The following is a 12,121-nucleotide window of genomic DNA, read 5'->3' on the forward strand; positions in this document are numbered from 1 at the left end:
TTAAATAACAAAGCAATTTAGACTAGCTCTGTGACCAAACCTCCATCCTTTTTAGCTCGAGTCAAACAAACCATCATGGCCTGGGGTTGCCAACTGGTCACCCAGCTCCAGAAAATCGACCTCAAACAATTTATGGCGTTTCTGATGAAGCGCAAATGGTGGGTCCTAGCGATCCTGGTACTCATTTATGCCGGTGATAAAGCCTACGATCATTTTTTTCCGCCCGAAAGTAAACGCGGTGGGCCGCAAACAGTGGTTACTCTGGTCCTCGAAAAACAAGATATCCCCATCATCATTGAGTCAACCGGCACAGTTGTGGCGGCTAATATTGTGGATATCCGTCCGCAGGTTAGCAATGTGGTTAAAGAAGTCCACATCAAAGAAGGTCAAGAGGTGAAGAAAGGGCAACTGCTGTTCACCTTAGACGATCGCAATGATCGCGCCAATTACGATAAAGCCAAAGCCGTAGCCGATGATGCACAGCGTCAGTTACAACGCGCCAAAGAGTTGGTTGCTCAAAACTTTATCTCCAAGGCAGGTTTAGATACTGCCGAAGCCAATGCTAAGTCCGCTGCCGCTACTGCGCGTGCTGCTGAGGTGCAACTCTCCTTTGATTACATTCGCGCTCCAATTGATGGGCGTGCAGGAATTATTAATGTGTTCCCTGGCTCCTTGGTAGCACCTGGCAATATCGTAACCACCACCTCAAGCTCTACCGCAACCACTGCCTTAGGTGCGATGGTCACAATTACTCAGCTAGACCCCATCAACGTGCAATTTATCGTGGGCGAGGACAATATCCCTTTATTGATGCAAACTGATCCTGCCAACTTAAAGGTATCGGTGACGGTAGGCGATAACCGTACCCAGGTCTACGAGGGGAAAGTCTTGGTCATCGATAACCAGGTTGATCCAGCAATCGGGGCGGTTCGCGTTAAGGCACAAATTGCGAATGACAAACGTACTCTATTGCCTGGACAATTTGCTCGGGTCAAACTTGAAGCCAATACCTTAAAAGACGCCATTTTGGTTCCATCCCAAGCGGTAGTGATTAATCCGCGCGGACGCTTTATCTATGTAGTGGGCGCTGAAGATAAGGTGAACCTCAAACCGATCAAAGTGAGTTATGAGTACCAGGGCAAAGCTGCTATCACAGGCGTGGAGGCTGGCGAGCGCGTGGTAATCGAAGGCAAACAGAATCTACGCCCCGGCACCAAGATCCGAGAAAACAAGGCAGCGCCTGCCAAGCCTGCTGAGGCTCCCAAACCTGAATCCAAACCTGCTGACAAAAAATGACGCTCTCTGAGCTTTGTATCCGACGGCCTGTTATGACCGTCCTGCTCTCAGTAGTGACGGTCATTGCTGGCGCAGTAGCGTACACCCGTATTCCGGTTGCGGCCTTGCCTAGTTTTAATACACCAGTAATTTCTGTATCAGCCTCATTACCAGGCGCCTCTCCCGAAAATATGGCGTCTTCGGTTGCCCTGCCTCTCGAGAAGGAGTTCTCGACCATTGATGGCATTACGGTGATCAGTTCCACCAATTTCTTGGGAACAACAAACATCACCCTCGAATTTAATAACGATCGCGACATTGATAAAGCCGCGGTTGATGTACAAGCGGCACTGTTGCGCGCCCAGCGTCGCTTACCGATCGAGATGACCGTGCCACCCTCCTATCGCAAGGTCAACCCTGCCGATGCGCCGGTCCTCATCATCGGCATGACCTCGCCATCGATGGATTTATCCGAGCTCAACGATTACGCCGAGAACCTGATTTCTCCAACGCTATCCACGATTGATGGGGTGGCTCAAATTATTGTGTATGGCATTAAGCGCTATGCCATTCGTGTGCAAGCGCGGCCCGACTCCCTAGCAACCCATAACCTCACGATGGAAGATCTCTCGATCGCCATCAATAAAGCGAACTCAAATACCCCCGTGGGTGTTTTAGAGGGCCCACGGCAGCTACTCACTATTTATGCCAATAAGCAATTAGTGAGTGCTTCGGATTTTGCCAACCTCGTGATTGCACAAAAGAATGGTTTACCCATCTATCTACGCGATGTGGCTGATGTGGTTGAGAGTTATGAGAACGTTCGTACCCTCTCCACCACCAATGGTGAGCGCTCGATTGCGCTAGCGATTCAGCGTCAGCCCAATGCCAATACGGTCAAGGTGGTGGATGCGGTGAAAGCGATGATCCCGCAGTTTGAGAAACAACTACCAGCCTCGATCAAACTCACACTGGTCAACGATCGCTCAACTTCGATTCGGGAGGCGATTGCTGACGTCAACTTCACCCTGGCGTTAACCGTGGCCTTGGTAGTCCTGGTGATATTCCTGTTCCTCAAGCACCTCTCAGCCACGATCATTCCATCCTTAAGCCTGCCCATCTCACTGATTGGCGCCTTCTTCCTGCTTTACTTCATGGGCTATAGCTTGGATAACGTCTCGCTGTTAGGCATTACGCTCGCTGTAGGTTTGGTGGTGGATGACTCCATTGTGGTACTTGAGAATATCGTGCGTTATGTGGATGAGGGTATGAGTCCACTCAAAGCCGCCCTCAAAGGGAGTCGCGAGGTCGGCTTCACGATCATTTCCATTTCGCTCTCCTTGGTGGCTGTTTTCATCCCACTCTTTTTTATGGAAGGTCCGATCGGACTACTGTTTCGTGAGTTTGCCGTAGTCGTTTCACTCGCTATCCTGGTTTCTGCTGTGGTATCGCTTTCCCTAGTACCGATGCTTTGCAGCCGCTATCTTCCAAAACCTGGGCAGCATGCTCGCGAATATGCAATTAACCGTCACTTTGATCGCTGGTTTGATTGGACCCAGAAGACCTATGTGCATTATTTGGACTTAGCGCTACAAAAGCGCAAACAAGTGCTATGGTTAGCAATTGCAACATTTGTGATCACCATTGCAATGTTTGTGTATACGCCAAAGGGATTTTTTCCGGAGGAGGATATTGGACAAATCACAGCAACGACCGAGGCCGATCAAGATATCTCCTACAAGGCGATGCTGGAGCTACAAGATCGTGCTGCTGAGATTGTGGCCAATGATCCAAATGTGGCGAGTTTTGTCTCGATTCTAGGTGGTGGCCTAAGCGCGGGTAGCAATACCGGCCGCTTCTTTATTGTGCTCAAGCCCCGCAGCGAGCGGGAGTCTATGACTGAAGTTCTTGAGGGCCTTCGTAAAAAGTTTAGAGATGTCCCCGGCCTACAGGTGTTCATGCGGCCAATTCAAAACCTTCAATTAGGTGGACGTTCCAGTAAAAGCCGTTATCAATTTACTTTGCAAAGTGTTGGTTTTGAGGGGGTGAATGAATGGTCTGAGAAGATGCTGGAGAAATTGCGTAGCGACCCCCTCTTTCGGGATGTGACCTCGGATTCTCAACTGCGCGGCCTCAATGTGCAAATTGATATTAATCGTGAGAAGGCGGCGCAAGCGGGAGTCACGATTGCGGATATTCGTCAGGCTCTGTATAACGCCTTTGGTCAACGTCAGGTCTCCACCATTTACACAAGTGTCAACACCTATTACGTCATTTTGGAGACCGCCGAAGATCAGCGGCAATTTGAAACCGATCTAGGCAAAGTCTTTGTACGAGGGCGCTCAACCAATCAATTGATTCCACTCTCAAGTCTTGCTAGCTTCAAGCGCACCATTGGCCCAACCGCGGTCAACCATCAAGGGCAGATTCCGGCGGTAACTCTCTCATTTAATCTAGCGCCCGATGTCGCCCTCGGGCAAGCCACCGATGCAATTGAGAAATACGTGAAAGAGATTAAGCTTCCATCCTCCATCATCACAAGCTATGGTGGAGATGCGAAGGTCTTCAAAGGCAATCAAAGTGGGCAATTTATTCTGATTATTGCCGCACTCGCAGTGATCTATGTCTTGCTCGGTGTTCTGTATGAAAGCTACATTCACCCAATCACTATTTTGGCCGGCTTGCCCTCCGCAGCGATCGGCGCCCTTCTCTCTTTATGGATGTTTGGGATGGAACTCACCATCATTGCGACGATTGGCATTCTGATGCTAATTGGAATTGTGAAGAAAAACGCCATCTTGATGATCGACTTCGCCCTTGAGGCGCAACGCAAGCAAGGGATGAGCCCTACCGAAGCGATTCGCTCAGCCTGTATCTTGCGCTTTCGACCCATTATGATGACGACCCTCACCGCTGTTGTAGGAGCACTACCTCTTGCTTTGGGAATTGGCGCGGGCGCTGAGTTGCGTCAACCCCTAGGAGTAAGTGTTGTGGGCGGTCTTGTGCTTTCCCAATTTGTCACCTTGTTCATTACCCCCGTTATTTATCTGTATCTGGATCGTTATGCCGGTCGAGGACCCCTTGAGATACCCCCAGAAGATCTTGAGGATGCCTGAGCGTTTTACAATTAGGTATGCGTCAAATTATTCTGGATACTGAAACGACTGGGCTCAATCCAGCTACCGGTGATCGCATTATTGAGGTCGGTTGCATTGAGTTAATCAATCGCCGCCAAACCGGCAAAACTCTCCACCATTACATCAACCCCGAGCGCGATATTGCCGAGGGTGCATTTGCGGTGCACGGCCTATCTCGCGAGTTTTTATCCGACAAACCCCTATTTGCACAAATTGTGGATGAACTCACTGAGTTCGTTGCTGGGGCTGAGGTGATTATTCATAATGCGCCCTTTGATTTGTCATTTCTCAACAATGAATACGCCCTACTCAAGCGCCCGAGCTTCTCAGAGCTTGCTGCCAAGATTACCGATACGCTCGTGGATGCGCGCCGCATGTTCCCAGGCAAACGCAATTCTCTGGATGCCCTATGCGAACGCTTTGCAGTCAGTAACGAACACCGCACTCTGCATGGCGCCTTGCTCGACGCTCAGCTCCTAGCCGAGGTTTATCTAGCCATGACCCGTGGTCAAGATGATCTCACCATTGATTTAATTGATTACAGCGTCTCTGGGAAAGATGGCTTATCAAAGGCCCCTCTACCGAGCGACTTGATCTACTTCAAAGCGAGTGAGCTCGATTGCGCCGAACATGAAAAAGTTTTACAGGCCATCGAGAAGGCCAGTAAAAAGACCCCGATTTGGGGTCTCTAAGTTCACTCTAGATCGCCGCAGCGATCGCCTTGCCTAAATCCTGAGTGCTCGCTTTACCCCCAATATCTGGAGTGAGGGGTGCGTGAGCAGAACCAGCTGACAGCACTGACTCAATCGCCGCAAATACTTGCGCACCGGCTTCTGGATAGCCTAAGTGATCGAGCATGAGTGCGCCGCTCCAGATTTGACCAATCGGGTTAGCAATGTTCTTGCCATAAATGTCGGGGGCTGAGCCATGCACGGGCTCAAAGAGTGATGGAAACTTCCCTTCTGGATTAATGCTGGCGGATGGTGCGACAGCAATCGTACCAGTACAGGCCGGGCCTAAATCAGAGAGGATGTCGCCAAACAAATTAGAGGCGACCACGACATCGAAGCGATCAGGGTTCATCACAAACTGAGCGGTCAAAATATCGATGTGATACTTATCGGTTCGAACATCAGCATAGTTTTTAGCCATTAGTTCAACTCGCTCATCCCAATATGGCATGGTGATCGCAATCCCATTGGATTTGGTTGCCGAGGTCAAATGTTTCTTGGGGCGACTTTGAGCGAGATCAAAGGCAAACTTCAGAATTCGATCGACGCCATGGCGTGAGAATACCGACTCTTGAACCACAATTTCACGCTCGGTATCAGCAAACATCTTGCCACCAACCGCTGAGTACTCTCCTTCGGTGTTCTCGCGCACCACAAAGAAATCAATATCACCTGGTTTGCGGTTTGCTAGTGGACAAGGCACACCTGGCAATAAGCGTACTGGGCGCAGATTGACGTATTGATCAAAGCCACGACGGAACTGGATCAAGCTACCCCACAGGGATAGATGGTCCGGCAAGATATTGGGCATACCAACCGCACCAAAGAAGATCGCATCGTACTTCATGAGGGTGTCAAACCAGTTGTCCGGCATCATCTTGCCGTGCTGTTGGTAGTAATCGCAACTGGCGAAATCAAAGTGGTCAAACTGAAATTGAATACCAAACTTTTTTGCAGCCGCTTCTAGAGCGCGTACGCCCTCCGGCATCACCTCTTTACCAATCCCGTCACCAGGAATCACAGCAATCTTAGGGTTCGTTATTTTCTTTTTGGTGTTCATAAATCATGTCTCATGGATTAAAAGATCGATTTTACTAGCTGATGGCGCGGCGGATTTCACGCTCCGCCTGGCGCTCTTTTTCCTTGGCTTCCTCATCAGTCTCGGCTGCGGGGATCGATAATGCGAGCTCTTCCATACGCAAGTTATCTTTTGGACAAATGGGTGCGCCATAACTTGCCCAACGCTTTAAGAGCGTTACCTCGTAACCACATTGGGGACACTTCGCTTTATTGCGACTGAGATTACTCGCTCGTGGCGGGGGAAACACAATTGCTTGATGAGGGTAAGGGCCTAACTTTTGACTGATGGTCATTAGGCGTACTTGCAGTTCTTCGGATGCATGCGCCATGCGCGCGGGCCCCTCTAAACCAACGGCTTGGCAAATCCCCTTGAAATCCTCACCATGACCGCTATGACAATCATCGACTGCATGGCAGAGCTCATGCAAGAGCGTATCGAGAAGCGTAACTGGATCATCCAATTTTGGTGAGATAAAGATCTCATTCACACCCCCGCCTGAGCGCTCGCGCGGCCAGCACTGCCCTAGGGTGGTTCGTGGGCTACTTGACGCCGGAAAGCCACAGGAGACCCGCACCGGCGGAATCACATAGCCAGCCTTCGCAAAAATTGCTTCCAAATGACGCACGCCATCTTGTAGCCAGGCTTCGCGAGTGCTGTGAGAGGAATTACTTTGAGTCATACAAATAGTGGGAAATCTTGGGGTAAATTGGGGTATTCTAAAAGGGTCAAACAACGAAACCACGAGCATAAACGCATTTAAGCCAAAACGATGACATCCTTTAAAAATCTAGCTAACCTTAGCGCCACCCAAGCCGCGAAAGCGCTCGCTCAACGCGAGATCAAGGCCGAGGATCTGCTCAATGATTGCTTAAATCAAATTGGCATGCGCGAGCCTGAGGTGCATGCTTGGGTCAGCTTTGCCAAGGTGCATGCTCAAACCCAAGCTCGCGCCCTCGATCGCGGTCCAATCCAAGGAATCTTGCATGGCCTACCCATTGGCGTGAAGGATCTATTTGATACACACGATTTGCCAACCAATTACGGCTCACCGATCTATGGCAATAATCATCCGGTTTGCGATGCAGTTTCGGTATCACTGATGCGAGAGGCTGGCGCGATTGTGCTGGGTAAAACAGTCACCACCGAGTTTGCCAGCTTCAAACCGGGACCAACCCGCAATCCACGTAATCTTGATCACACTCCCGGTGGATCTTCTAGCGGCTCTGCTGCGGCGGTTGCGGATTGCATGGTCCCTCTTGCAACGGGCAGCCAAACCGCTGCCTCGATTATTCGGCCGGCGAGTTACTGTGGGGTGGTTGGCTATAAACCCAGTTACGGCAAGATTAGTATTGGTGGGGTCAAGAGCCTATCGGTATCTCTCGATACACTGGGTGTGTTTGGTCGCACCGTATCGGATGTAGCCTTGGGCGTTGCTGCGATGTCGGCAGATCATGATCTTATGAATATTGCTCCCTTAGAGTCCAAAATCCGCGTTGGGATTTGCAAGACCGATGATTTTGCTCTTGCCCAACCTGAAAGCGCAGCTGCCCTCTCGCTAGCCGGCTTTGCAGCGAAGGTGTTTGCTAAAGGGGGCGTTGAGGAGATCACCTTACCTGCAGATTGCGCCAAGCTCAGTGAGACCCAAACCAAGATTATGCTGTTTGAGATGGCCAAAAGTTTTACCTTTGAAAAGCTCAACCACTTTGATCAAATCAGCCCAACCCTTAAAGCGATTATTGAACGTGGCGATGCCATTCATTACCATCATTACAGCGATGCCCTTCTCAAAGCCCGTCGCGCTCGCACTACGATCACCCAATTCTTTTCAAATGACATTGATCTAATCATTGCCCCCAGTGCAACCGGTGAGGCGCCTAAGACATTAGAAGAAACAGGCGATCCAGTCTTTAGTCGCGGCTGGACCTTGCTGGGCTTACCGTGCATTAATTTAACAGTGACCGCGGGGCCCAATGGTTTACCCGTTGGGGTGACATTAGTTGCGGGGCCTGGACAAGATCGCCTGCTACTCAGTGCAGCAAGCGCCCTCGCTCAACAACTCTCCGATCCAATTTCAATCAATCAATCTTAATATTTGCTGCTTTAATTGCTTTTTGCGTTAATGCAATTTCCCTTTTTAGCAAGGTATCGGTTGCCTGCGGATTTAGATAACGTAGCTCAATTCCCGCCGCATCTGCCCGTTGTTTAGCTTCTGGCAGTTCTAAGGCTTTTTTTACATCCTGTGTTAATTTGTTCACAATTGGTGTTGGGGTTCCTGCGGGAGCGTATAGCGCAACCCATGACTCCAGCTCAAATCCTGGCAAACCTGCCTCAGCAACCGTTGGCACATTGGGCATCATTGGGTGCCGAGCTTTACCAGTAACTGCTAGCGCCTTTAACCGACCGCTTTGAATATGGCCCATGACCGAGGGCGGAGTCGTAATAAAGACCTGCACTTGTCCAGCCAATACATCCTGAATCGCTTGGCCAGACCCCTTGTAGGGAACGTGCGTTAATTTGATATCCGTTGCTTGCTCAAAAATCTCAGTTCCAATATGCGAAACCGAGCCATTCCCTTGAGAGGCGTAGTTCAACTTACCGGGATTTGCTTTGGCATACGCAATGAATTCTTTTAGGTTATTCACAGGAACCGAGGGATGAATCGCAATGACGTTCATGGCGACCGTTAATAAAGCAATTGGCGTAAAGTCTTTAAATGGATCCCAATTTAACTTATCCATCAGAAGAGGATTGGCTGCGTGGTATCCGGAGTAAGAGGCTAGCAAGGTGTAGCCATCTGGTTTGCTGCGGGCAACGTATTGATAGGCAATATTGCCACTCGCTCCCTGGCGATTATCAATCACAATCGATTGGCCAATGACACGTGCTAACGGCTCGCTCAATAAACGCGCCGATGCATCAACCAAGCCACCCGGAGGGACTGGAACGACGATCGTGATCGGTCGATCAGGAAAATTTTGAGCAATCGCTTTATGGGGTGCAACAAAACCCAGAACAATACTAAATGTGATGGTGACGAGCGTCTTAAGCACTCTTTTTGTGGTCATCATGGTCTCCTCTTGCGGTTATGGTGAATTTCATTCTAACGCTGCCCCATCTTCGCTTCCACAAAGACGCTTTGCGCATCCCTCGGTAAACAGCGCCAGTACTGTGGACTCGCACTCACTTGCCCTCCTAAGACCGCCGCTGCTTCCCATGCCCAACGGGGCTTGTACAAAAATGCGCGTGCCAATGCAATCAAATCAGCTTCTTGGTTTTCAAGGATTGCCTCAGCTTGCCTTGGATCGGCAATGAGCCCAACGGCTATCGTAGCCATTCCGGTTGCTGCTTTAATTGCTTTCGCAAAGGGCACTTGATAGTTTGGGCCTAACTGAATTTGCTGCTTCGGAGAAATTCCTCCGGATGAGACGTGAATGTAATCGCAGCCCAATACTTTTAGTTGTTTAGTGAGTTCGATGGACTCATCAAGCGACCAGCCGCCCTCGATCCAATCGCTGGCAGAGAGACGCACTCCCAATACGCCCTGCCACTGAGCGCGCACTGCTGAAAATAACTCCAAGACAAAACGCATTCGGTTCTCAAGCGAACCGCCGTATTGGTCATTTCGTTGATTGGCAATCGGCGATAGAAATTGATGGAGTAAATATCCGTGAGCAGCATGCAGCTCAATACCATCGATACCGATTTCTTCTGCGCGCTTGGCGGCGATCACAAACTCATGAATGATTTGCTCAATCTCCTCCAGACTCAAAGCATGCGGCGGTCGCTCGCCCTCCAATTGAGGAATATCCGAGGGCCCTTGTGTTTCCCAACCACCTTGAGTGATCGGTAATAGTTGACCGCCCTGCCATGGTGGCGCACTCGATGCCTTGCGCCCAGCATGTGCCAATTGAATAAAAACCGGGGTCTTCGGCGCTAATTGTTTGGCGCGCTCTAAGGTGCTGTGTAGTGCGCTTTGGGTTGCCTGATCCCACAATCCCAGGCAATATGGGGTGATTCTGCCTTCGGGACTCACTGCCGTGGCCTCGATAATAAAAAGTCCGGCACCACTATTGAGTAAATTGCCCCAGTGCATCAGATGCCAATCGGTTGCCTGACCCTCATGCGCGGAGTATTGGCACATTGGTGCCACCACCACCCGATTGGCTAGCGTAAGAGATCCTTTGGGGGCTGGAAGGGAGTACGAAGAAAACAAGAGGCTCATGGATTGGTGATTGTGAGATTGAGATGAAAGAATGGTCCGCAAGCGGACTTACCTGAAACGATTAAAATGATACCAATAGCTTTGATAACCAATGCATTGGCGACATCTTTGATTGCCAAGCACCCAACCTACGAGACACCAATACCATGAACGCTCCCCAAGCCTTTGAAATTAAAGAAGATATTGCTCATTACATTGGTGGCCAAATGGTCTTGCCCCAAGGCAGTCGCTTTGCCGATGTTTATAACCCCGCCACAGGGAGCATCTCGCGTCGCGTGGCATTGGCCAGCAAAGCCGATGTCAATCAAGCGGTGGCTTGTGCACAAGCCGCCTTCCCAGCCTGGGCCAATACCTCCCCACTGCGGCGCGCGCGCATCTTGTTTAAATACTTAGAGCTCTTAAATCGTCATCGCGATGAACTGGCTGCCATCATTACTTCTGAGCATGGCAAAGTGTTCACCGATGCCCAAGGTGAAGTGACCCGTGGAATTGAGATTCTCGAATTTGCTACCGCCATTCCCGAACTCCTCAAAGGCGATTACACCGAGCAGGTCTCAACTGACATTGATAACTGGGTGATGCGCCAACCATTAGGCGTAGTCGCAGGCATTACACCCTTTAATTTTCCGGTGATGGTACCAATGTGGATGTTCCCCGTCGCAATTGCCTGCGGTAACACCTTTATTCTCAAACCGAGTCCAACCGACCCATCGGCCTCATTGCTCTTAGCGCGTCTCTTAAAAGAGGCAGGTCTGCCCGATGGCGTGTTTAATGTGGTGCAAGGCGACAAAGAAGCGGTTGATGCTCTCTTAGAAAATCCCGATGTCCGTGCTGTGAGTTTTGTGGGCTCCACACCGATTGCTAATTACATTTACGAGCGCGGTGCACACTTTGGTAAACGCGTTCAGGCCCTCGGTGGCGCCAAGAACCATATGGTGGTGATGCCCGATGCGGATATTGATAAAGCCGTTGATGCCTTAGTTGGCGCTGCATACGGATCCGCGGGTGAGCGCTGCATGGCGATCTCGGTTGCCGTGCTCGTTGGAGACGCGGCTGAGAAAGTCATGCCCAAACTGATTGAGCGCACCAAGACCCTCAAGGTAAAAAATGGGCTTGAGCTCGATGCTGAAATGGGTCCCATTGTGACCAAAGCTGCGCTCGAGCGCATTACTGGCTATATCGATCAGGGCGTCAGTGGTGGCGCAAAACTATTAGTCGATGGCCGTGGGCTCAAAGTTCCCGGTTTTGAGAATGGGTTCTGGTTAGGCGGCACCCTCTTTGATCAGGTCACCCCAGACATGACCATTTACAAAGAAGAAATCTTTGGCCCCGTCCTATCATGCGTCCGAGTCGCCAACTTTAGTGAGGCTCTTGAGCTGGTCAATGCCCATGAATATGGCAATGGCGTAGCCTGCTTTACTAGCGACGGCAACATCGCCCGAGAATTTGCACGGCGCGTTCAGGTTGGCATGGTGGGGATTAATGTGCCTATTCCAGTACCGATGGCTTGGCATGGTTTTGGCGGTTGGAAGCGCTCCTTATTTGGTGATACCCATGCGTATGGCAAAGAAGGTGTACGTTTTTACACCAAGCAAAAGAGTGTGATGCAACGCTGGCCAGAGAGTATCTCCAAGGGGGCAGAGTTTGTCATGCCCACCTCCAAATAAAACGAGTC

Annotated in this window: 9 protein-coding genes; 5 read left to right on the forward strand and 4 right to left on the reverse strand. The window is 50.4% G+C overall.

Annotation, left to right across the window (positions count from 1 at the left end; all coding sequences use genetic code 11):
• The first annotated feature begins 30 nt into the window (after positions 1–30).
• The 3 genes from QUE60_RS05930 to dnaQ are packed head-to-tail and all read left to right on the forward strand — an operon-like array spanning position 31 to position 5,104.
• Complete coding sequence (locus QUE60_RS05930) at positions 31–1,296, forward strand: efflux RND transporter periplasmic adaptor subunit (RefSeq protein WP_286226403.1); 1,266 nt, start codon at positions 31–33, stop codon at positions 1,294–1,296.
• Positions 1,293–4,391, forward strand: a complete 3,099-nt coding sequence (locus QUE60_RS05935) for an efflux RND transporter permease subunit (RefSeq protein ID WP_286226404.1) — start codon at positions 1,293–1,295, stop codon at positions 4,389–4,391. The genes QUE60_RS05930 and QUE60_RS05935 overlap by 4 nt, the downstream gene beginning before the upstream one ends.
• Before the next feature lie 17 nt (positions 4,392–4,408).
• Positions 4,409–5,104, forward strand: coding sequence for a DNA polymerase III subunit epsilon (gene dnaQ, locus QUE60_RS05940; protein ID WP_286226405.1), 696 nt, complete (start codon positions 4,409–4,411; stop codon positions 5,102–5,104).
• Positions 5,105–5,111: 7 nt separating this feature from the next.
• On the opposite strand, the gene QUE60_RS05945 is transcribed toward dnaQ, so the two are convergent.
• Both QUE60_RS05945 and QUE60_RS05950 read right to left on the reverse strand, forming a co-directional pair.
• Positions 5,112–6,185: a tartrate dehydrogenase gene (locus QUE60_RS05945; protein ID WP_286227495.1), complete on the reverse strand. Its 1,074-nt coding sequence runs from the start codon at positions 6,183–6,185 to the stop codon at positions 5,112–5,114.
• Between the two features lie 52 nt (positions 6,186–6,237).
• Positions 6,238–6,903 carry a SprT-like domain-containing protein gene (locus QUE60_RS05950; protein ID WP_286224973.1) on the reverse strand — a complete coding sequence of 222 codons (666 nt, stop codon included), beginning with the start codon at positions 6,901–6,903 and terminating at the stop codon, positions 6,238–6,240.
• A gap of 90 nt (positions 6,904–6,993) precedes the next feature.
• On the opposite strand from QUE60_RS05950, the gene QUE60_RS05955 reads away from it, so the two are divergent.
• On the forward strand, positions 6,994–8,313 hold the full coding sequence (locus QUE60_RS05955) for an amidase (protein WP_286226406.1): 1,320 nt from the start codon (positions 6,994–6,996) through the stop codon (positions 8,311–8,313).
• Here QUE60_RS05955 and QUE60_RS05960 read toward each other — a convergent pair.
• Positions 8,300–9,289 carry a Bug family tripartite tricarboxylate transporter substrate binding protein gene (locus QUE60_RS05960; protein ID WP_458574807.1) on the reverse strand — a complete coding sequence of 330 codons (990 nt, stop codon included), beginning with the start codon at positions 9,287–9,289 and terminating at the stop codon, positions 8,300–8,302. The genes QUE60_RS05955 and QUE60_RS05960 overlap by 14 nt on opposite strands.
• A gap of 35 nt (positions 9,290–9,324) precedes the next feature.
• On the reverse strand, positions 9,325–10,446 hold the full coding sequence (locus QUE60_RS05965; protein ID WP_286226407.1) for an NADH:flavin oxidoreductase/NADH oxidase: 1,122 nt from the start codon (positions 10,444–10,446) through the stop codon (positions 9,325–9,327).
• A gap of 146 nt (positions 10,447–10,592) precedes the next feature.
• Between QUE60_RS05965 and QUE60_RS05970 the strand changes: the two genes are divergently transcribed.
• The gene (locus tag QUE60_RS05970) at positions 10,593–12,113 is read left to right on the forward strand and encodes a CoA-acylating methylmalonate-semialdehyde dehydrogenase (protein WP_286226408.1); all 1,521 of its coding nucleotides are present in this window, start codon (positions 10,593–10,595) and stop codon (positions 12,111–12,113) included.
• Positions 12,114–12,121: the final 8 nt, after the last annotated feature.

It is taken from the genome of Polynucleobacter sp. HIN11, from assembly GCF_030297675.1.
Lineage (GTDB): Bacteria > Pseudomonadota > Gammaproteobacteria > Burkholderiales > Burkholderiaceae > Polynucleobacter.